This is a genomic window from Tunturiibacter gelidiferens, from assembly GCF_014201335.1.
Classification (GTDB): domain Bacteria; phylum Acidobacteriota; class Terriglobia; order Terriglobales; family Acidobacteriaceae; genus Edaphobacter; species Edaphobacter lichenicola_E.
Genome location: NZ_JACHEB010000001.1, coordinates 530,388 through 550,760 on the forward strand (window position 1 = coordinate 530,388; position 20,373 = coordinate 550,760).

Consider the following 20,373-nt stretch of genomic DNA (forward strand, 5'->3'; position numbering starts at 1 on the left):
GGCGCAAATTCGCGCGTACCCGCGCACATCTGCTCTAGAAGCGATAAAAGATGAAAGGTGATTGGCCAACATGGCAGCCATCGTTTCGAATTTCCCCAATTTGCGTTTCCGGATTCGGGAATTGAGTGCCTACTATTGAAGTTTTAAGATAAGAATTTCTCGTGTAAAAGGAGGCATCCAGGTTCTGTAGGTGATGCCTCCGAATTGCGACGTTTTAAGGCAGGGTACCACCTGATACGCAAGAAAATACTCAGCATGAATCGTTGGCGTGTCCCCCTCAAATAAATCCACGCAGGCATCAGGAAGATTGGCCGGCCTATACCGCACTCTGTCGATTCCGGGCGGTGTCGGCACGCGTTGATCAATAACGACGCCTGCATTTGCAATTTGTGTAACTCCATCTGCTTCAAAGCCTGCCTGGATTTGAGAAGAAGTAATCCCTCCGGCGTGCAGACGGTTGACCGCCAAAACCCGAGCCTTGTACATAGCGATCCAGTCATGCGTTCCTGCTACGCTCAAAAACACAAACAGTAACAACACCACATAGCTAATCAAAGGCAGGTGTGTCTCAACTCGCTCTTGATAGAGTCTCAGCAACACCACAACCGCCAGCACCAGGAGCGGTAAAAGGTAACGGTCGATGATTTCTGGCAAAAGCGTGCGGGGAGTGAGCAATGCCAGATATGCAGCTGAAAAAGGACCGAATAGAAAAGTTAAACAATGCCACGATCTCCCGTCGGCATCCGCCCCACTTGAAGATCGCTCCAGCAGAGTAACGTAAAAGAACACGATCAACCCTGCGAAAACCGCCGCCGACACCGCTATGCGCTCACTGAAATTGAACGTCATCGGTGATATTCCGATAAACCACCCATTTCTGTAATCGAAGATTCCTAAACGAATAATCACGTCTCCGATCCAGGGCATCATCCCTCTCATGGGATTGTGCCGAGTGACAAACATGCTCGCGATCAGAGCCACGGGAACAAGGAGTGTCATCCAAGCTAACGTTTTTCGCGGAATCGCGCGGACGTATGTAAATGAGGCGACCAGTATTGGTAGTACCAGGAATGAAAGACAAAGAAAAGCCCCAAGATAGTGTCCTACCATTTCCCGACCTGACCAAATTTCAGGGATCACAGTCACCGACACGCTATGTGGCTGAGCCTTAAACCATCTCATACACTCCAGCACAACCGCAGCCGTCATAAGTTCGCCGATCACCCCCGCGACGACCACGCCTTTCCGTCGACGAAGCACCCAAACAGCCGAAGGTACCATCACCAGCGGGGCCAACCACGCGATCTGTCGCGCCGTTCCTCCAACCGCACCCGTTAGACTAGCAATCACCACCCACGCCACCACCATTCGATCACTTTGCGCATCCAAGGCTCGCAGGCAGCAATACAGACACACCAGGATTGCAAATAGACCACTGATGTCTGTCATAAATGTGACTGAAAGAGGAACGAATAGTGGCGAGAGGGAGACCGTTAGCGTCCCGAAGATGGCGTTTCTTCGGTTGACCCCGCAGCGCAAACAAATGGAATGAGTCAGCCAAACGCAGCCGGCTGCTACTGTCAAAGTGGAAAGTTTTGTTGCTGCATACGTGTACCCAAGCAGCTTGACGAACAAAGCCCCCCATACTACCTGCCAGCCAAGCATAGCCGTGGCCCACCCGTTATAGAGCAGGTGTCCCGTACGCGCGAAATCAAATGTCGTTTTTACATACGAGAAGTCATCGATTTGGCCCATTTCCACGAAAGGCTGCGACGCCAGAATGGCAAGAATTACTGCTACAGTCAGCAGCAAACCGTCCCAACGCGCGTCCAACTTTTCTGAACGTAACTCCCGGTTTTTTTGCGGCAAAAGAACTCCTCGGCTAGGTTCGTCCCGGCCCGTAGACGCGGGCGGATACACCACTTCATGATTCGCAACGCCTATTCTACGTTACTACTGGTGTAGTCGAGTACAGGGCCATAGAGTATGGCCACAAGGTGGAAGGAGCTTCATCAATGGCTTTCATAGACTCAAGAATCTATCACGCATATTCCTAACAAGAGGAGATTTGGGCGAAGCTAAACTTGGCGGAGCGCCCCGTCTATCCACCGCAGCGCCTACGATCGGGTTGACCTGCCCCCAATCGTAATGAGCGGCAGATCCTTCCGGTCAGCAAGAACTGTAGCTATAGATGTGCACGACGGTATTTCCGCCTTTCATAGTGAAGATCCACAGATGAAACGTGCGCTGCTTGAGACGTCCGGCTGAGCTGCGATTGCAGTATTGAACGAAAGCTCTCCGCATCAGCTCCTTTTCAAGTCGCAGCAGTTGATGCTATCGCTGATCTCATCGTGTCATTCGCGCGAGATTGTACGACCCACAGAGACTCGCGGCCGCGAAAATATTCGTTCTTGGCGGACTATTCCGAACGCAGTGATTCCACCGCGTTCACCCGTGCCGCGCGCGCTGCCGGCACGACCGAAGCGATCACCGCTGCGGTAAGGATGACGAAGGCCGACGCAACAAAAGCCAACGCTCCGGGCAGATGCGCTTCCGTTACGTACCTGCTAACGCCCCATGCGAAGACGATGCCGGAAACCGCGCCCGCGCCCACGCCTATCCCGGCAATCGTCAGGCCCTGCAACAGCACATCGGTCAAAATGTTCCGCGGCTGAGCGCCGAGTGCCATCCGAATTCCGAACTCGCGTGTGCGCCCACTCACCGAAAATGCAAGCACACCAGCTACACCTACCACGGAGATCAGGAGTGCCACCGCAGCGAACCCTCCGAACACAACCGCGTTCAGCCGGTCTGACGTCAGTACCTCTGCGCGAATATCCTTCAGGGTGCTTGCCCGCTCCACCGGCTGTTCCGCAGAGATCTCGTGAATTGTGCGTGCAATGGCAGGAGCCAATGTGTATGGATCCTGCTCTGAGCGCACAAGGAGCCGCCCCTGCCATCCCTCCTGATCAGTCGGCTGGTACACGGTCATAGCCGGCGAAGCAATAATGTTCTCATCATCCAGATCTGGCACCACCCCGATGATCCGTCGTGGCTCCAGGCTGATGCCGACGAACTTCATCACGCCGTCTGTCCAACGCAGATCGCGGTTCAATGCATTTTGACCGGGAAACAGCGTCTGTGCGAGGCTCTGGCTCACGATCACGACCCGTTCTGAACCATTCTTGTCGGTGTCCCTGAAATCGCGCCCCTCCAAAAGCGGCAGACCGAGCGTTGCGAAGTATCCGGGCGATATCGACCGGAATTTCGCACGCCAATCGTCGAGCGCGTTCTTTCGCATCGCTCCTTGAGCTGCAAAGGCGAAGCTGATGTCCAGCCCCTGATCGTCGCGCCACGGAACGCTAAATCCTGTCGACACATGAACCACTCCGGGCAAAGCGCTCACCTTGCGCTGTACTTCGTGGTAGAAGTCCTGGACCTGCTCCGGTGTCCGTCCATACGACATCACGGGCAGATTCACTGCCAGCACGCGCGCAGTATCGAACGGTGACTGCGTCTTCTCGAGTATGTACAGAGTCCGCATCAGGACGGTCGCTCCGGTGAGCAACAAGAACGAGGCAGTGATCTGCATGATGGCGAAGATGCGCAGACGCCGGTTGCTGCTACCTGTCATCCTTGTTCCACCGCTGGTGAGCGCTGCAGACAACGGCGCGCTCCCCGAGGGTAGCCTCGGAATCAGAGCCAGGAATACCGCTGCCGCTAACGCCAGCGCAACGCCAAACCATATCAGGCTGAAGTCAAGCTTCAGTCCCTCGGCACGCACCGAGAAGCGCGCTGCATAACGCCCCAGCACCGCCACTATCGGCCACGCGAGGATCAGTGCTGCAAGCACTCCGCTTCCGCACAGGACCAGACTCTCCGCCAGCAGCGAACGCCGCAACGCCGTGGCATTGGCTCCAAGTGCCGAGCGCACAGCCAGCTCCGACTCGCGACGAACCGTTCGTGCGAGCACCAAGTTAGCCACATTCGAGCATGCGATTACAAACAGCAGCCCCGAGGCCGCAAACAGCACCCACAGAACCGTATTGGCGCGCGAATTGATCTGGTCGTGCATCCGCGTCACATCGATCCTGTAGTGGTCCGCGGTCCTATAGACTTCCGGATGCGCGGCCAGTATCGCCGCATGACGCGTGCTCAGCTCCGACCGAGCTGCATCGAGAGTAGCCCCCGGTGCAAGCCGAGCGAAGACCTCCGTCATCCGGTGCTCACGGCCGGTCACCATTGTTGCCGACAGATGGTGCGGGCTGGTCACGACGTTGGCGATGATCTCTGTTGCTACGGGATACGGCACCGACGGTTCCAGAACCCCCACGATGGTGGCTTGACGCGCGCCGGCGATGCTCTCCAGCCGCACCGACTTTCCAATCACTTTTGGGTCTGAATGCAGCGCCGAGGCCCAGAATCGATACGTCAACACGACCGCTCCCGCCGCATTAGGCCCATCGTCGGAGGAGGTCAGCAGTCGCCCCAGCACCGGGCGCAGCCCCATCACTTCGAAGTAGTGACCGTCGACCACGCCCGCCGGGATCTCGCGTGGCGTGCCGAGCCCTACGACGGTAAAGTCGATTGACGAAAACGTTCCCAGATCCGTGATCGTCTTCAGACCTTTGCCAACGTCATCTATCTCCGGTACTGAGAACGCCGTGTTCGTGATGCCAAGACCCGGAGCGCTTTGTCGCAAGTAGAGCAGACGGTCTTCGTCCCGGTTCGCAAGCGGACGGAGGAGCACCGCGCTTATCACGCTGAAGAGGGCGGCGTTGGCGCCGATTCCCAGAGCCAGAGTTAGGGCTACGGTGATCCAAAGAGCGCGAACGCGCCACAGCGACCGCACCGCAATCTTAAGATCGTGAAAGAATGACATAGCGATCCTCCGCCTGCTTCGAATCTGTCCAGTCATATAAACGCGTTCTAAACCGTCTTCCGTTTTGTTTCGGCGTTTGCTGCTGGCCTCGCTCAGATTCTCAGCGAGAGTTGATTAGTAACGGAAGTTGACTTCGCGATACTAATTCTTGGATCTTCCTCATCGTGCGGCTAGCTTCGCCGCCGCTGCTCGTTCTGCTGAATTATTTCGCTCATATCGCCAGTTGGACGTATCTCGAACAACGTCCCATACTTCATGGCCGGACGCTGTGACATGAGCTGAATCGCATGATTCATGTCCCGTGCCTCAATCACGAAGATGCCGCCGAGCTGTTTTCCTTGGTCTCAGCATAGGTTTCGTCTGTCGTCGCGACTTTGCCGTTCTACCAATACACTGTCAACCAGTTCAGCAGGCTGAAGGGCTTCTCCATCAGCAAAGTGCCCGTTGGCGCAAGTGGTCGTCGCACTCAAAGCATTCGCGAACATCGCGTGTTTTTCGTCCTCGGTCACGCTGACGTGTTTTGCTGGCTCGTAGTATCGAAGACACATGTATTTCATTGCACACCTCCTCTTGTCGGTGGCCAGCAGCGCAACCTTGCGTACTGGATTGTTCACCCTATAGTCGTTGGGCGTAGGGAAAATCGACAGCAAGACGAGTTTTTTTATTTGGGGACGGCCTGGCCTGCTAGCCCACCCGTACGCCAATGACATCCCAAATGATAGACAGTCAACTTAATAGCGCAAACACCTTCTCGACCATCGCGTCGACAACAGTGTTGTGATCGAGACCGAGGGCCTGGAGTTCGCCCTGTCCAATCGCATCATAGGTTCGTTCTGTGGTGAATAGATGGATTGCGTCATCCTCTCGCCGGCCTGCCGGAATTCCGTGACGAAGACGCAGTTGTGCAATGACATCCAATTGTCTGCGACGTTGGCTCCGATAAAACCGCCGCACTTCCTTATCAGTGAAAACCAGCTCCATCAATGACGCTCGCAGACCGCGCCATTTCCTATGAAAATCGATGGAGAGCTCGACGAGTCTTCGTGCCGTTTCTTTCGCTTTATTGCCGGCCGACAGTTCCGAATCGATCGCGGCCCACTCGGATGTAACCCAGGTCTCGTAAACCGCGAGAAAGGCTTCACGCTTGTCTTTAAAATGCTTGTAAAAGGTGCCGGTTGCGTATCCTGCCTCTTTCGCAATCCGATTGGAATCGGTTCCGTGATAGCCCACATGATTGAAAATGTCCGCCGCCGTGGCCACAAGGCGCGCGCGGGTTTGCGCTGGTGTGCCCCGTCTGGGGCGGTCAGCTTTTAGTCTTTCCATCCTGCGTTGGTCATTAAATATTGACAATGCTCGAACGCTAATGATAGTCCTATCACTTAAAGCGATGCAAACATCATTAGCGTTTACCCTATTAGAGACGATTCATGTGCATAATTTTCCCTATCGCGAGAATCATGTCTTCATTCATCTTCATTCCCGCAGCTCCACGTCATTTCTCAGGCGAGGGAGTAGCACATCCCGTAAATTTGGGCGTGCCTTTTGCTCGCCTACTCGTTCCCTTGTCCGGAGTTATGGCAATTGTCGGGGGATTGAGCATCGCTTTCGGCTACAAAGCACGCTGGGGAGCCTGGGTCTTAGTAGCGTTCCTCTTGCCCGTCACCTGGATGATGCACGCATATTGGAAACGAGAGTAACCGCACGTAGTTTTTCGGGAGCCGTCAGTCACTGCGAGAGCCCCCTTCCGTCTTGACGACTGTCCCAATAGGCCAGTTTCCAACCATCTCCTGATCTCCAGCTTCTAGCGCAAAATTCAATCGGGCTCGCCATTCAAGATGAGACGCCAGGCTCAACAACGACCCACACAACCGCATCTCGATGTTCTTCTGTCGATCCTCCACGTACATCGATTTCTCTTCTTCAATCTGCACGAGGGCACGGAGCTCTTCAGCACGCACATTCCACGACGAGAGTTGTTCAGCCGCTTCCCCTTCAATCGCATTCGCTAAACCGCGAAGCACACTGGAAGCTAGCTCTTCTACCTCTCGAACAAGCGCGTCTGGTTCGGCCACTGTCAGGTTTCCGTGCTGTAGAAGTCCAGTCTTCACGAATAGAAAGGCTCGCAATTCTGGCGAGAGCGTCCGAATGCTACGGTTCACAAGGCTTTCGTACGGCTGTTTGGGGAAAGACTCAAAAGCGTACATATCCGCCAGATCCCGCAGTTTGTCGAAATCACGGTTAATTCTGGAACTCGTCACGGCTAGCCGTTGATTGGCTTCTAGAGCGGTTTCCGCTACGACAGCCTTGAAGTCCGCCAAATTCCTCAGTGTGCTCAGAAGCAAGCTGCGGACGGATGCGCTGGAGTTCTCTGCCCAGAGATGATCAAACACAAGCCACATTGCTACAACACCCAGCATGATACCCAGAAGCGCGTCGCGGGATGGCACGAGGGAGGTATTGATCGTGAACCTATTGAGATTTACTAGGTTGTAGGCCAGCACAATCTGAAACCCAGCGTATGCAATCCGCGGTCCGGAGGTCGCCACCCATGACCCAAGCGCAACGACCGACGCGAAGAGAAAAGCGTATTGCATGAGACTGTTTATTTGAGGAAGAATCAATGCCTCAGTTCCTAATCCAATCACGCCTGCTCCCACAATGAATCCGGCAAATCGGAGACTTTGTCGATGGCGGCTGGCCCCAGTAAATCGACGAGCCGTAAGAGTACACGTTATGATCGAGGCGCCCAGACCCATCCAGCCGGTGCTCATATAGAACACATAGCAGAGTAGAGCAGAGAGAGCGCCGCGCACCGCAAATTTGTAATGATTCTTGTTTCGAAGGGCATCAACAGCAAATGCACCTATCGACATTGTTGGTTCTGCTGCAGGTAAGAGCCGATGGATCGCGAGGTTTTCATCAGAAAAGCTCTGAGCGATCAGATCTACTGTGCGTTCAATTTCTACCAATATTGGATTCACGGTGCGATTTGCCAGGGGTAGATCGATCCAGTTCGTAAGGCTTTTGCATAACAGGCAGTACCGAATAGCAGATAGGTTCCGTGCAATCGCTAGACAACGCTCCTGGTCATCAATGGATAAGATTCGGGCAGATTCGGCGAGATTCGACCCGAGTTCTATCAGCTGTCTTGTGAGGGCAATCACAGTAGCGAGCAAATCGCGATAGCCCGGCTCACAGGGAGAGCGCGCGAGTAACTCCGACAAATCGTCCACACCTTTGGCAGCAGAACGACTGAGTTGGATCGTCAGCGCCGAAGGAGGAAAATCTTCCGCTTGCGCTTGACTCAAGAGTGTCTCAATCAGACCTAAGCGGTGATTGATTCCGTCCAGAATTGCGTCAGGGGATTGCTTTTTCGCGAATGAGCTCTCAATCAGCGCAGTGACTGCACACGCTATCAGAATCGCAAGCAACGTGTAGAGCGTACGCTCAACGCGTACTTCCGTACGGACTGGCAAGTCCCATACTTGAATCGCAACCGCGATTGTAACGCTGGCGGTGAGAGAGGGATTTATGAAGTTGAAGCTACTGATTGCGAAAAATGCAACGAAGAGAATTGCGATTACCCAAATCACATGGAGGAATGGAGAGCCGCTCGTCAGTACTCCTCCCAGAATTACCGCCGCAGTTGCGATTGAGCACGCCAAGCCAATCTCAAACGCGGATTTTCTCGTCGCCTTGGGACTCTCGCGCGAGATCAATATCGGGAAACCGGCGCCTAACGCCGCACCGGGAATCCGAAAGATGAACGCGAGCAACATCACGCTCGTACACGCGAGTACGATTCTTCCGACCAGCGCAGTCCGCCCCGGATACGACGCCAGCTCCGCGCGCAGCATCTCGACGGGCTTCCAGGCTGGCGGTTTGTATTCGCCGTATATTGGCATGACTGACCTCAACCCTGACGATGGGGAGCTCGCATCACGACGATTGCGACCTGACCAACGCGAAATATCCCCGGAGGCGGATCGACAATTTTGATGCGTACCGGATATCGCGACGCTAGACGCACCCAATTTAGCGTCCGCTGCACCTCCGGCAAACCCTCTGAAAACTTCCCCACAACATCCGGATCAGGAGTCACACCAAAGCTCGCGCTTTCGACAACACCGCGATATTTTGTGGTTCTATCAGACATAAGAAAAACGTCTACGGGCGTTCCGGGTTGAACATGTCCGATTTGCGTTTCTCTGAAATTCGCGAGGACCCACCAATTTCTATTGTCAATAAGGGTGAACAACTGCTTGCCTACCTTGGCGTATTCGCCTTCGGATATCGTGAGGTTTGTAACACGGGCATCGAATGGCGCTAGTACGCTGCATTGCTCATAGTTGTATTGAGCCAGCCGAACTGCAGAAGCGCGGCTCTCACGCTCCGCAAGCAAGGGTGCTAGAACCAGAACAGAATGTGCCGATTCTTTGACCTGAGCCTGGCTCTGGGAAATCTGTGCGACGGCTTGCTGTTTTTGAGCCGAAGCAGAGAGCAAACTCGCTTTCGCCAATAGCAATTGAGACTGCGCCTGTTCCACTGCTGCCGCCTTCGCGTCGGATGTGGAGCGTGCTTTGTGAACATCATCCTCAGTGACGAAGCCCTTGGCTAGAAGAGGCTGGATGCGATGAAAATTCGCTGTAGCGTAATTTTCGTCAGCCTGCGCCTGTTTCAGCGCGGCTTCCGATCGCCCAACTGCCGCTTTAGCAATTTCAATTTCCTCAGTCGCTCGTGTCTCGTTCGCCAGTGCGCTCTGCTCGCCGGCATGCGCCACGTCGATCCCGTTGACCTGGGAGGAGATTCGACGGGATTCATTCTCGATCTCACCCTCCAGTACCGCCTGGGCAGCGAGTGCACTCTGCAACGCATACAGGTAAGGCCGATCATCAATTTTGTAAAGGAGAGTCCCCTTTTTGATGAATTCGTTGTCATGAATGGGCAACTCCATCACCGGGCCTTCAACCACCGGAGCGATACCAATGAAGTTCGCTGTCACTTCCGCGTCGTCAGTACGCGGATACAACACCACCTCGCGAACTACCAAACCTGCGGAGACAAGGGCACCTGCGACGATGCACGCGCTGATGATCGTTCCTTTGCGTGTTATCACCGATTGTGAGTTTGTTATCTGCAAGATGTTTTCCTCTCTACCGGAACAAGATCAGCCAGAGTGTGCAACTGAAGAAACAAAGAAGCGCCGAGTAAACAATTGGCAATGGCCAAAGTTCTTCCGTAAGTTTTTTACTTGTGGCGTACACATGAGCCAAAAACGTTAACGCAATCGCAATTGCGAGACATACAAGCCATGACGGGAAGTACGATCCCAGGATGTTGAACTCCGGGGATCCGGAGCACCCGATAGTCGCCAGCAAAAGCGGGCTAGTTGCAAAGCTTATCCAACTCTGACGTTTGTTCGTTCCGCGCCAAAGAAACTGGTGATTCGAGCTCATGGATTGTTGCCTTTCGGATGATTTGCCAGCAGATCCCCTGTCCGGAAATCGAGATCGGTGAAAGTCCTGAGCACTTGAGTGCGAGCCGTAACGTCGATGGCGCGGGCCTGTGCCAAAGCATCTTCCGCCGCCAGCACATCCAGGAAATTGCGGACGCCTTCTTTGTACGACTCCAACACCGCGGTGTAGGACTCCTCAGCCGCAGTCAATAAAGCCGTCGCCGCCTCTCTTTGGTGCAGGGCTGTCGCTGCATTTGAGTAGGCGGTCCAGACTTGATTTGCAATTTCGTCTTGACGGTTGTGAACCTCATCAGTCGCTACTTTCTCTTCTGCCTTCGCCTCCGTAATCCGATTCTCCCGAAGGAGCCCGTCAAATACCGTCCACTTCAGTTCAAGCGTGGCGTCATAGACGGGGGCCTGGGCATAGAAGCCGGGCGATCCTTGTTGCTCTCCGAAGGCACGAAGCCATCCTTTTGAACCTTCAAATGTGAGCGATGGGTAGTAGGCCGAGGTAGCGTGCTTTACCTCAGCATGCGCGGCGCTCACGTGCGCTTCGTCAGCCTGCAGGTCGGGCCTAACCGTAAACGCCGTGTCTACGGCGTGTTGAACTGATTGGTCCAGTTTGTCTGGAATTCTGAGCTGATCCAGCGCTTCCACTTTCAGCGGTTTCAGTGGACTGGCGGTAATTGCCGTGGCTAAATCTCCGATTTCCACTTGCTCAGCCCCGAGCGCACTTTGCAATTGGTAGTTCGCTTTTGCGGTCGCGGCCTTGGCCTCCAGCACTTCTGGCACTGTAGCCAGTCCGTTATTACGTCGTTCTTGCGCCGCGGTTTCTGACGTCTTGGCGTCGTTGAGGGAGACCTCAGCCGCCTCCCGCAGTCCTTTCGCTTCGAGCAAACCGAAATACGATTGACTGACCTGTCGGACAAGGACCAGATGCTCATTGTTGAAGGAAAGGTTTGCAGCAACGAGTCGCGCTTGAGCCGCCGTAATTTCTGTGCGACGCGCACCGAAGTCCACGAGAGTATAAGCCAAATGAACAGCGGTATCGAAGTAGCCTATGTCCTGTACAGCCCAGGTCAGACTGTAGAGCTGTGCATTGACATAGGTTCTTCCGGCCGCCATCGCAATGATCGTCGGATACAGTTCGCTCTTCGCGATCCCAACGGAAGCGGCTGTCACCTTAGCTCGATTCCACGCCGCTTGTGTCGCGGGACTGTTCGATTCAGCGATGTCGACTAGCTCACCCAGGCTGTAGACGTGGCCATCATCTAACGCCGCTTCATGCAGAGGAACCGCAGTTGAGTGGCGCTCCAACGTGTGATGGTCTGGAAGCCAGGGCTCATTCGGCGTAATCGGTGGCTTTTGACCGGCTGCTCCAATCGATAGAAACGACGTCATCGTCACGGCAGTCGCAAGCAGTCTTAAGGCGATCGCGCCCGACTGAGTGTTTTTGGCTTGTTGACCCGATCTCATATCAAAAAAGTTTCCATCATTCGTTCGCCGTACGTCTTGTACAAGTTTGCTATGCTTGGTTGCTCGTCCAGATACCTACTGCGGCCGCGCATGCAACACATCACTAAACGAAGGGAATCAGCCTACAACCGTGATGCTAAGGATCCGGGCCGCTGTCCGCGATCCGCGTGAGCAGCCAGTGTCCGCGTGATTGCCCATCGTTCTTGCCCGAATGCATCGAATGGCATTACGCATTTCCTTTTCTCGCGCAATGAGTGTATCGAGCGCGATAGGACTTTAGTAACCAGGAATCGACTACTGCGAGTGGTTTAGATCAAACACACAGCTGCGATTAAGCCACAAGAAGGAGCTTGGTTCCATTGGACGAAGGTATCGATTCAGTATCAGGAACACTACGCGCTTTTCGAACGGATTACAACGCTGCCGGAGTACTATCCGCCCCGCTCCGAACGTCCACAGTTTGAGCGGAGCGCGCCGATGCGATTGTGGCTGCCAATGAACCGATTGCTTCTATTCGCGGAGCTCAATTGACCAGATAGTCAGTTACCCGTATAGTCATACGAAAACGAACCTGGAATCCAACGGAGCCGACGTAGAGGTGCCCGTACTCAAAAACGAGACAGAGACGTGACCGTACCAGCCATTCTGGCCGCGGCCGAGATTGAGTTTGCAACAAATGGTTTTGCCGCAGCGCGCACTGAGAGTATTGATGCGCGGGCAAATGTAGTAATGGGCCTGATCATTCACTATTTCAAGAGCAAAGAAGGGCTCTATGAGGCGGTTCTGGTGCAGGCCTACCAGCCACTTAGGGAGGCGCTCAATCAGTCTTCTTCCGATCAAACCTCAGCGCCACGGACGCTTTGCTGACGGTTTCGTGAAAATCGTAGCGACTCGCTATAACCGTTATTTGACTCTCCGGATAGTCAACAATAAGATGAGCCGGTTTAGGCGACGACCCACATTTTTAGCTGCTCGGGATGGTGCCGTTTCTGACAAAGGCAATCACTTCTGCTGCAGTTGCGGCGAAGAGCGGTCCCGCTCGAGAACAGATAGTTCTGCTGACTCAGACCCGCGTTGAACAGATCAATCGCCCAGCCTCGACGAGGCGGCACTGCCGTTAGCAAAGGAAGAGTCGAATCAGATATGGCAACTGAAAGGAGTGCGCTGTCTGCGATCTGAAACGAGCAAATTTAACGATTTCCCCGGAGGATACTGCGGAATAACTCCTCGCGAATCTTTGCACTTCCTGCGTTCATCCAAAGAGACGTGGCAATTGTGGAGATCAGATAACGTGGCTGCTTTTTGTGGATGCTGTGGAGCAGAGATCACTTTGAAGGCTGGGGCGTGCCCTGTATGTGGCACCCCTAAACACGGAATGGCACAACCTGATTTAGTGCTCGCGTTAGATGACAGCGGGGGACCATCTCAAGAGAACATCAGAATTGTTCCGAAGCTGAGTAGGTGGCTAACACGTAAGCTGGGGTGAATCGGCGAGCGGCGGATTTTAAACTCACCGTGCGGTTCGTATTTCTAAAGAACGTGTCACGCGCATGATTTTTTGAGATCTTCCGAAGAGTGGTATTTATGTCCTCAATCGCAAACATCCTCTATCCCGTCGATTTCTCGCACGCCTGCGTTTCGATGGCTGCTTATGTGAAGAGAGCAGCGGCCTTGCTTGGCGCAAGGGTTTCACTCATTCATGTTGCCGATCCCGGCGGCTACAACGGCTTGCAACTTTACGTAAGGCCGATCACCGAGGTTTAGAGGAGCTCCTGAGCCTTTGCCGGGAGAGACTGGATTCCTTCCTGGTGGGAGAGTTTCCCGTGGCGGAGTGCCCGAGAGTTCTGACTTTGGGGCACGCAGCGACCGAGATTGCTCGAGTCGCGAGAGAGGATGGATTCGATCTCATCATCATGACGACGCACGCGGGCAAATTCCGGCAGACGCTGTTTGGCTCAACGACAGCTAAGGTGATTAACGATGCGGACTGTCCAGTGTTGACGAGTCGGCATGTTGAGACGATCGCTCCGAGGCCTTTGGAGCACAAGGAATGGCTATGCACCGTCGGTTTGAGTTCAAATTCGGAGAAAGTGCTTCGTTTTGCCAGCCAAGTAGCGGTACAAGCGCGCAGCAAGCTCTCGATTATTCATGCGGTCCAAGCGGGAGATATGGCCTGCAGATTCAACTCGACTTGCGAAAAGAGATCCATTCTGCCGATGCGCAGGAGGCGAGACGGCGTATCGCTGAGCTTCAGCAGACGGTTGGCACGGATGTTCCGGTCCGTGTTGAAGTCGGTGAAGTCAAAGACGCGCTGCTTGCCGCTGCTCTGGAGTCGGATGCCGATGTGCTGATGATCGGAAGAAGCCAACAGCCCGGCGCTCATGGCCGCATGCGGGACTTGACCTACGCGATGGTGCGCGATTCGCCGTTTCCAGTGCTCAGCGTCTGACCTGGGTCCTCGCGAATATCGCGAATATCGTTTGTTCCTGTTTCGTCGGGCCGAATGGAGATCCCGCGCGCAGCGGAGATCATGGTAAACCATCTATATTTTTTAAATTCGACCTCGATTGTTCGATCCAGTGACTTGCGCTGCGCGCGTTGGACGAAGGAAGAGTGCGGAGTGTAATCTTTTGCCAGCAGAAGGAGAGTTTATGTTGCGTCGTGACTTCGTGCGCGCTGTCGTCTCGGTTGGACTTCTACCGAAGGCGCTGCTTGCCCAGCAGACAGCGAATCCCGCCCCGCCTCCGCCGGCTCCGGTGCCGTGGACACTGGGGCTAAATCCTAAGACGCCTCTGCCTGTCACCGTAGCGGCCGATGGGATTGCGGAGACCGAGGCAAGTTTTTTTACCTCGAGTCAACTTGCGACGTTCACACGACTATGCGATTTACTGCTGCCACCGCTCGACAACAAGCCAGGCGCGCTTCAGGCCGGGACACCCATGTTTCTTGACTTCCTGATCGGCAGTTCGCCCACGGCGCGGAAGAAGGTATATAGCGGCGGCCTGGACTGGCTCGACGCACAGTCAAAGACCAAATATAAACTGCCGTTCGCTCAGTTAAACGCAACTCAGGCCGATGCGCTCATCAAGCCATGGCTGCGCACCTGGATGACAGATCATCCCCCGACCGAGCAGCACGCCGACTTCATCAACATCGCGCATGAAGACATTCGGGTTGCGACGATGAACTCGAAGGCCTGGGACGATGCTGGCGTAGCCGCTGGGCAGGACTGGGTAACGGGCGGACTCTACTGGTCTCCGATCGAGCCGGACATGGCAGGCCTGGGCGCGACCTCCACGCATCTACCTCCGCATGTGATGGCTGTTCCTAAGGCCCCACATACCATCCCATCCTACCCACGCTAGAAGTGAGCGACTCCCCACAGATAATGACAGAGACAACCTACGATGTACTGATTATTGGGTCGGGCCATGCCGGTGGAATGGCTGCGAAGATCTTGACCGAAAAGGGCATCCACTGCCTGATGTTAAACGCGGGCCCGGTGGCCGATGTAGCCAGAGATGCGCAACGCAAGCCGGCGTACGAGCTTCCCTATCGCGGCTTCAAACCACCAGGGCGTCTCGAGCATGTCTTCCAGGCCAGCGAATTCAACGCAAACGTCTGGGTGGATGAGGAGGAGGTTCCGTATACCTTCGATGCTTCCATGCCGTTCAACTGGGTGCGGGTCCGTCTGTTCGGTGGTCGGTCGCTGTTCTGGTCACGGCAGTCGTTCCGCTTGAGCGACTACGAGTTTAAGGGCAAATCGCATGATGGCTACGGCGATGACTGGCCCATCAGCCTCACCGACCTCGCGCCCTATTATTCGCGCGTGGAAGAGATCTTCCAAGTTGCCGGCGCTCAGGACGGTCCGCCGCAGATGCCAAATGGCAACTTCGTTCCCGTCAATGAGGTGTGGTCGGAGTCTATACAGCGGTTTATCAAGGCTTCGCAGCCGTATAACATGGCGGTCTGCCAGCAACGCCGCGCACAGGGCCGCGATGGGCTGGCGAGCTCGGTGAATCTTCTGCTGCCGGATGCGGAGCGAACCGGCAAACTGACTTCAATCGCCAATGCAGTCGTGCGAAAAATTACGGTCGATAAGAACACGGACCAGCCGAATGGGTGCCTTTTCGTCGATCGACTGTCTCGCCGCGAGATGCACGTGAAGGCTCGGGTGGTGGTATTGGCCGCGGGAACGCTTGAGAGCACGCGACTGCTGTTGAACTCAAACCTGGGCAATTCGAGCGGCATGATAGGACACTATCTGATGGACCAGATCTACGGGCCAGGCGTCACCTGCTCAGTGCCTGAGGCGCGCAATGGTAAGGCGACAAAACAGTTGATGGGTGGCGCGGCAATTGTGCCGCGCTTTCGCAACATTACGACAAAGTATGACAAATTCCTCCGCGGCTACGCGTTGAATGTAACCAGCCGCATGGGTGCGATGGAGCCGCGAAATTTTGCGGCGTATGGCGCGGAATTGCAGCAGAAGTTGCAGGAATACAACGGGAGTGCCTTCCACATCACAGTGATGGGAGAAGTGCTCGGGCGCTACGAAAACCACGTTCGCATCGATAAGGAGAAGGTGGACGCGTGGGATATTCCCGTGCTGAACATCCAGACCAGATATACCGAAAACGAGTTCAATATGGCGAAGGACGCCGTGGAAGTCAGCTGCGCCGTGGCCGATGCGGCTGGATTCGAAGTGCTCTCTAAGAATGAGGTTCCCAATCCTCCGGGCTACAGTATTCATGAAGTTGGAACCTGCCGCATGGGCGATGATCCGAAGAAGAGCGTGCTGAATAAGTGGTGCCAGAGCCACGACCACAAGAATCTATTCGTTGTCGACGGAGCGAGCTTTGTGAGTGCCGGTTGGCAGAACCCAACTATGACCATCCTGGCGCTCTCGATGCGCGCTTCCGAATATCTCGCAGACGAGATGAACAAACAAAATGTCTAAGAGGGATACATTGACGGGCAAAGATCGAGACGGCGTTTGTTCAAGTGTCCGATCTTGCGACCCGTTGATCGATCAAGCCTCTGACATATTCTTACATTTCCGCCCAGCGTCGGAGTAGGTTGTGATATATCCCGGTCAATTGGATCCCAACCGTATTTTCAGGAGCCTCTTTAGCCAGCCGCTGGATTGTTGTATCCAGGTCGTACAGTAAGGTGCGATCCGCATCGCTGCGAATCATGCTTTGTATCCAGAAGAACGAAGCAACTCGTGCGCCTCGCGTAACCGGATTCACGCGATGCAGACTCGTCGCCGGATACAGTACCATGTGCCCTGCCGGTAGCTTCACGCTATGCACTCCGTAGGTATCTTCGACTAATAGTTCTCCACCTTCGTACTCTTCAGGGGCCGACAGAAACAGTGTCGCGGAGACGTCTGTTCTGATTCTTTGTCCCGTGGAGGCGTTGGCGCGGATCGCAGTATCCACATGCGTTCCGAAGTGCCCACCGCCTGTGTAACGATTGAACATCGGGGGAAACACTCGCAGCGGCAATGCAGCCGACATAAACAACGGTGACCGCGCTAGCGCTGCCAGTACCATCTCTCCGAGCTTCACCGCCACTGGATGTCCTTCGGGTAATTGCAGATTTTCTTTTACGCTTTGGGCCTGGTATCCGGCGGTAACTTTGCCATCCACCCATTGCGCCGCATCCAGCAGCGCACGTGATTCTGCAATTTCACCCACACTTAAAACATCCGCAATCGTAATCAACATCAAAGTGCTCCTAAAGTTACAAATAAGATCTGCCCGGACGAAACGCCGGGCAGATCGATAAAAATGTTCTTCTCAGAACCGAAAGTTCATGCCGATCAGGGCGCTCGCGCCCGCGCCCGGAACTAAGTGGCTTGGATGCGGCAGATCGATATAGTACCGATTCAGCAGGTTATATACGTTCGCCTGCAGTTCCAGCCTGTCTGTCAGGGGTCGTTTGACCATCGCGTTGAACACCCAATACCCCGGTACCTGTTTTATCGCCACACTCGTCACGACGAAGCCCGGTCCGTTTGGATTCACGGCGTATCCTGTCGGTACGTAGGGTACGGTCGAGCTCGCAGTTCTGCTTCCCACATAGTTCCCGCCCAGACCTGCATTTAGCCGCCAGGGCAACCGGTGTGTCACGAAGAGATTAAACGTCTGCTTCGGGACGTTAGCCAGCGGATATCCCACCGACGCGGGAAAGAACTTCGAAAAGATGACGTCACTATCTAGGTATGCGTAGCCCGCAACCACATCCATTCCGTGCGGCAAGCGTCCCACTACGCTGAATTGGACTCCTTTCACGAGCTGGTTTCCAGCCGCCACGATGTTATTCGAGTTCGTCGGGTCAGTCTCTCGCGCATTATCTTTCTCTGTGCGGAACCATGATCCTTCCAGAAGCAGGCGCTCGTTCATAAAGCTCCACTTCGCGCCCGCTTCGTAGGTTTCATTCTCTTCGGGTGCGGCAGAGCTGTTTGCCAATCCGATGCTCAAACTCAGAGACTCTGCCGCTGGGTTGAAGCTGGTTCCATAGTCGAAGTACACGCTGCCATGGCTAGAAGGCTTGAATACCAGGGCTGCTCGATAGGTCGGTTGTTCATCTATTCTGCTGATCGGAGTGACTGGCGCGGTTACGGTCCCTCCGGCCGGCGGAGTCGGCTGGTAGAGGTTGTATCCAGTATCGAAGCGGTCCCAACGCACGCCGCCGCTCAGTTCGAACAGTCTCCCCAGCTTCAAGGTGTCCACGAAGTAGAGCCCAACGCTCTTCGACTTGGTGTGAACGATGGAAGTGATATAACCCGTCCCGCCGAACGGCTGATCTACATTCGGGTTCAACAGATTCGCCGAAGGCACAGTGTTGATCTTATTAATTGTGTAACTGGTTCTGATCGGATTCGAAATCTCCTGCCCACCTTCGACGCCGGCTACAAGTGCGTGCTTCACGCCGAAGGTTTTGAATCGGGCCACTATCTCAGTCTGATCCCACAGATCACCCTCGACACTCTTTACCTGGATCTGGTTCCGGTTCACTACGATGTTGCTGGGATCAATCCCGGCCGTATATGCACAGGGGAGCGCAGTGTTTACAGCAGAGGTCGGCAGGCTAGCTACGATGCCGCCCACCGGCACACTTGCAGGCGCATTTGAGCAGATTTGCGGTTCAGTAATCTGCGCGCTACGTGGGTAATTTGCCGCTCGGGCGATCGTGCGCAGGTTTATTTCCGGCGAGAACTCGTGATCGGCTCTCAGCGTCAAAATATCGTCGCTTGTCTTCAGATAGTTTTCGTCTGGAAATCCGAAGTAGTTATGACGAATGGATCCTGGCGCCACCGAATTGATAAACCATGGCAATCCGTAGTCGGGAGTGTCGTTTTCTGTGAGGTGCACATAGCTCAGGGTCGCATGGGTCTTGGTATCCAGGCCGATCGTGACCGATGGAGCTATTCCGAAGCGCCGTATCTCCGCATCCGGTCGACCTGCCACGCCTCCCTCCTGCGCCATGATGTTAGCCCGGAAGGCTGTTCCACCCGCCACATCGGCCACGGGCTCATTGATGTCCGCTGTAATCCTGCGCGTCAGGTCTGTGCCGAACTGAGCCTGCACATTCACAAACTGCTTCATCTCAGGGACCTTGCTCTCCTGATTGATGACTCCGCCTGTCGACCCGCGACCGAACTGGATTCCTGCTGGTCCTTCAAGAGCATCGACCTGTTCATAGTTGAACGAATCGCGGTAGTAGCTTCCGAAGTCTCGTACGCCGTCTAGGAAGATATCGTTGCGCGCCGTGAAGCCCCGGATTGTCAGATTGTCACCTTGCGCTCCCGCTTCACCGGCCGCGAGGCTAATTCCCGGCACGTTTCGCAGTGCGTCCCGCAGAGTGGACACCCCTTGATCCTGCAGTACGAACTGCGGCACAACATCGATAGTTTGCGGAGTATCAAGCAGCGGCTCGGTAAACTTCGCCATCGAGACCGAGTCAATCGCCAAAGCCTCAACAGACACGGTGTCCTTCGCCTGCACCCCGACTACCATTGTCCTTGCGTCTTCAACGCGATAGTTCAACCCCGTGCCATCGAGCAGCTGACGCAGAGCCTCATCTTCGCGGTAGAGCCCGGTCACACCATGGGAGTTGAATCCGGCTATAGTTCCAGACGGCAGCACTATATTTACTGTCAGACCCGTCGCCTTCTCGTAGGCCTTGATGGCGGCATCCAGTGGGCCTGCCGGGATGTCGAAGCGTTTGAGAGGCAGCGTCGCATCCCCGCCGGAGTTCCCCGCCGTCGCCGTCTCCTTCACAGCTGCCACCGCCTGCGTACTGCTTCCCATCACGGTGTACGCTGCCAGAGTGCCGGCAGCAAGCCATCCTCGCGTTCCACCGAACATCGACATGGCGCTCCCCTTTTTATTCCGTGCCAGTGACTTCAGGCCATCGCGGGTATGCTTTGTGCTCTTCATAATCTCTCCTTGCTTCATGTCTTTTCCGGACTTTCCGGAAGACAACATGTGTGCTCTGCGGCGCATCGACACGCCAATGGCACACGGAATCCCCGAAGCCCTACTTGGTG

Annotated in this window: 17 protein-coding genes and 1 pseudogene; 7 read left to right on the forward strand and 11 right to left on the reverse strand. The window is 54.9% G+C overall.

Annotated elements, in window-relative coordinates:
* Nucleotides 1–132 precede the first annotated feature (132 nt).
* The 5 genes from HDF14_RS02170 to HDF14_RS02185 form a co-directional block, all read right to left on the reverse strand.
* Entirely contained in the window at nucleotides 133–1,869 is a 1,737-nt protein-coding gene (locus tag HDF14_RS02170) for an ArnT family glycosyltransferase (protein ID WP_183973077.1), read from the reverse strand.
* A gap of 550 nt (nucleotides 1,870–2,419) precedes the next feature.
* Nucleotides 2,420–4,882, reverse strand: a complete 2,463-nt coding sequence (locus tag HDF14_RS02175; RefSeq protein ID WP_183973079.1) for an ADOP family duplicated permease — start codon at nucleotides 4,880–4,882, stop codon at nucleotides 2,420–2,422.
* Nucleotides 4,883–5,052: 170 nt separating this feature from the next.
* Nucleotides 5,053–5,178 carry a hypothetical protein gene (locus HDF14_RS26260; RefSeq protein WP_260697960.1) on the reverse strand — a complete coding sequence of 42 codons (126 nt, stop codon included), beginning with the start codon at nucleotides 5,176–5,178 and terminating at the stop codon, nucleotides 5,053–5,055.
* A gap of 48 nt (nucleotides 5,179–5,226) precedes the next feature.
* Entirely contained in the window at nucleotides 5,227–5,439 is a 213-nt protein-coding gene (locus HDF14_RS26265; RefSeq protein WP_260697961.1) for a hypothetical protein, read from the reverse strand.
* Nucleotides 5,440–5,608: 169 nt separating this feature from the next.
* Nucleotides 5,609–6,205, reverse strand: coding sequence for a TetR/AcrR family transcriptional regulator (locus HDF14_RS02185; RefSeq protein ID WP_183973081.1), 597 nt, complete (start codon nucleotides 6,203–6,205; stop codon nucleotides 5,609–5,611).
* A gap of 134 nt (nucleotides 6,206–6,339) precedes the next feature.
* Here HDF14_RS02185 and HDF14_RS27335 point away from each other — a divergent pair, with 134 nt between their 5' ends.
* Nucleotides 6,340–6,579 carry a DoxX family protein gene (locus HDF14_RS27335; protein ID WP_183973083.1) on the forward strand — a complete coding sequence of 80 codons (240 nt, stop codon included), beginning with the start codon at nucleotides 6,340–6,342 and terminating at the stop codon, nucleotides 6,577–6,579.
* A gap of 24 nt (nucleotides 6,580–6,603) precedes the next feature.
* Here the strand turns inward: HDF14_RS27335 and HDF14_RS02195 are convergent, their stop codons facing one another.
* Genes HDF14_RS02195 through HDF14_RS02210 form a run of 4 tightly spaced genes read right to left on the reverse strand, consistent with a single transcriptional unit; the run spans nucleotide 6,604 to nucleotide 11,813 of the window.
* Nucleotides 6,604–8,787: an FUSC family protein gene (locus tag HDF14_RS02195; RefSeq protein ID WP_183973084.1), complete on the reverse strand. Its 2,184-nt coding sequence runs from the start codon at nucleotides 8,785–8,787 to the stop codon at nucleotides 6,604–6,606.
* Nucleotides 8,788–8,795: 8 nt separating this feature from the next.
* Nucleotides 8,796–10,022 (reverse strand): HlyD family efflux transporter periplasmic adaptor subunit, encoded by a 1,227-nt coding sequence (locus HDF14_RS02200; RefSeq protein ID WP_183973087.1) that lies wholly within the window; start codon nucleotides 10,020–10,022, stop codon nucleotides 8,796–8,798.
* 13 nt (nucleotides 10,023–10,035) lie between these two features.
* The gene (locus HDF14_RS02205; protein WP_183973089.1) at nucleotides 10,036–10,338 is read right to left on the reverse strand and encodes a YtcA family lipoprotein; all 303 of its coding nucleotides are present in this window, start codon (nucleotides 10,336–10,338) and stop codon (nucleotides 10,036–10,038) included.
* A complete protein-coding gene (locus HDF14_RS02210; RefSeq protein WP_183973091.1) occupies nucleotides 10,335–11,813 on the reverse strand; it encodes a TolC family protein in 1,479 nt (492 codons plus the stop codon). Before HDF14_RS02210 ends, HDF14_RS02205 begins: the two co-directional genes overlap by 4 nt.
* A gap of 627 nt (nucleotides 11,814–12,440) precedes the next feature.
* Between HDF14_RS02210 and HDF14_RS02215 the strand changes: the two genes are divergently transcribed.
* From HDF14_RS02215 to HDF14_RS02235, 6 genes and pseudogenes are all read left to right on the forward strand, one after another.
* Entirely contained in the window at nucleotides 12,441–12,680 is a 240-nt protein-coding gene (locus tag HDF14_RS02215; protein WP_221304514.1) for a TetR/AcrR family transcriptional regulator, read from the forward strand.
* A gap of 717 nt (nucleotides 12,681–13,397) precedes the next feature.
* The gene (locus HDF14_RS02220; RefSeq protein ID WP_183973093.1) at nucleotides 13,398–13,577 is read left to right on the forward strand and encodes a universal stress protein; all 180 of its coding nucleotides are present in this window, start codon (nucleotides 13,398–13,400) and stop codon (nucleotides 13,575–13,577) included.
* Nucleotides 13,578–13,621: 44 nt separating this feature from the next.
* Nucleotides 13,622–13,804, forward strand: a pseudogene (locus HDF14_RS27340) (universal stress protein); the annotation flags it as partial.
* A 200-nt stretch (nucleotides 13,805–14,004) separates the two neighbouring features.
* Nucleotides 14,005–14,262 (forward strand): universal stress protein, encoded by a 258-nt coding sequence (locus tag HDF14_RS26270; protein ID WP_260697962.1) that lies wholly within the window; start codon nucleotides 14,005–14,007, stop codon nucleotides 14,260–14,262.
* A gap of 202 nt (nucleotides 14,263–14,464) precedes the next feature.
* On the forward strand, nucleotides 14,465–15,178 hold the full coding sequence (locus HDF14_RS02230) for a gluconate 2-dehydrogenase subunit 3 family protein (RefSeq protein ID WP_183973097.1): 714 nt from the start codon (nucleotides 14,465–14,467) through the stop codon (nucleotides 15,176–15,178).
* 23 nt (nucleotides 15,179–15,201) lie between these two features.
* Entirely contained in the window at nucleotides 15,202–16,773 is a 1,572-nt protein-coding gene (locus HDF14_RS02235) for a GMC oxidoreductase (RefSeq protein ID WP_183973099.1), read from the forward strand.
* 91 nt (nucleotides 16,774–16,864) lie between these two features.
* On the opposite strand, the gene HDF14_RS02240 is transcribed toward HDF14_RS02235, so the two are convergent.
* The gene (locus HDF14_RS02240) at nucleotides 16,865–17,545 is read right to left on the reverse strand and encodes a Fe2+-dependent dioxygenase (RefSeq protein ID WP_183973101.1); all 681 of its coding nucleotides are present in this window, start codon (nucleotides 17,543–17,545) and stop codon (nucleotides 16,865–16,867) included.
* 72 nt (nucleotides 17,546–17,617) lie between these two features.
* The gene (locus tag HDF14_RS02245) at nucleotides 17,618–20,263 is read right to left on the reverse strand and encodes a TonB-dependent siderophore receptor (protein WP_183973103.1); all 2,646 of its coding nucleotides are present in this window, start codon (nucleotides 20,261–20,263) and stop codon (nucleotides 17,618–17,620) included.
* Nucleotides 20,264–20,373 lie beyond the last annotated feature (110 nt).

Bases quoted from the DNA above. Each gene is read 5' to 3' on its own strand.
- HDF14_RS02175 (WP_183973079.1), bottom strand. From the start codon at position 4,882: ATGTCATTCTTTCACGATCTTAAGATTGCGGTGCGGTCGCTGTGGCGC.
- HDF14_RS26260 (WP_260697960.1), bottom strand. From the start codon at position 5,178: ATGAATCATGCGATTCAGCTCATGTCACAGCGTCCGGCCATGAAGTAT.
- HDF14_RS26265 (WP_260697961.1), bottom strand. From the start codon at position 5,439: ATGAAATACATGTGTCTTCGATACTACGAGCCAGCAAAACACGTCAGC.
- HDF14_RS02185 (WP_183973081.1), bottom strand. From the start codon at position 6,205: ATGGAAAGACTAAAAGCTGACCGCCCCAGACGGGGCACACCAGCGCAA.
- HDF14_RS27335 (WP_183973083.1), top strand. From the start codon at position 6,340: ATGTCTTCATTCATCTTCATTCCCGCAGCTCCACGTCATTTCTCAGGC.
- HDF14_RS02195 (WP_183973084.1), bottom strand. From the start codon at position 8,787: ATGCCAATATACGGCGAATACAAACCGCCAGCCTGGAAGCCCGTCGAG.
- HDF14_RS02205 (WP_183973089.1), bottom strand. From the start codon at position 10,338: ATGAGCTCGAATCACCAGTTTCTTTGGCGCGGAACGAACAAACGTCAG.
- HDF14_RS02210 (WP_183973091.1), bottom strand. From the start codon at position 11,813: ATGAGATCGGGTCAACAAGCCAAAAACACTCAGTCGGGCGCGATCGCC.
- HDF14_RS02220 (WP_183973093.1), top strand. From the start codon at position 13,398: ATGTCCTCAATCGCAAACATCCTCTATCCCGTCGATTTCTCGCACGCC.
- HDF14_RS02230 (WP_183973097.1), top strand. From the start codon at position 14,465: ATGTTGCGTCGTGACTTCGTGCGCGCTGTCGTCTCGGTTGGACTTCTA.
- HDF14_RS02235 (WP_183973099.1), top strand. From the start codon at position 15,202: ATGACAGAGACAACCTACGATGTACTGATTATTGGGTCGGGCCATGCC.
- HDF14_RS02240 (WP_183973101.1), bottom strand. From the start codon at position 17,545: ATGTTGATTACGATTGCGGATGTTTTAAGTGTGGGTGAAATTGCAGAA.
- HDF14_RS02245 (WP_183973103.1), bottom strand. From the start codon at position 20,263: ATGAAGAGCACAAAGCATACCCGCGATGGCCTGAAGTCACTGGCACGG.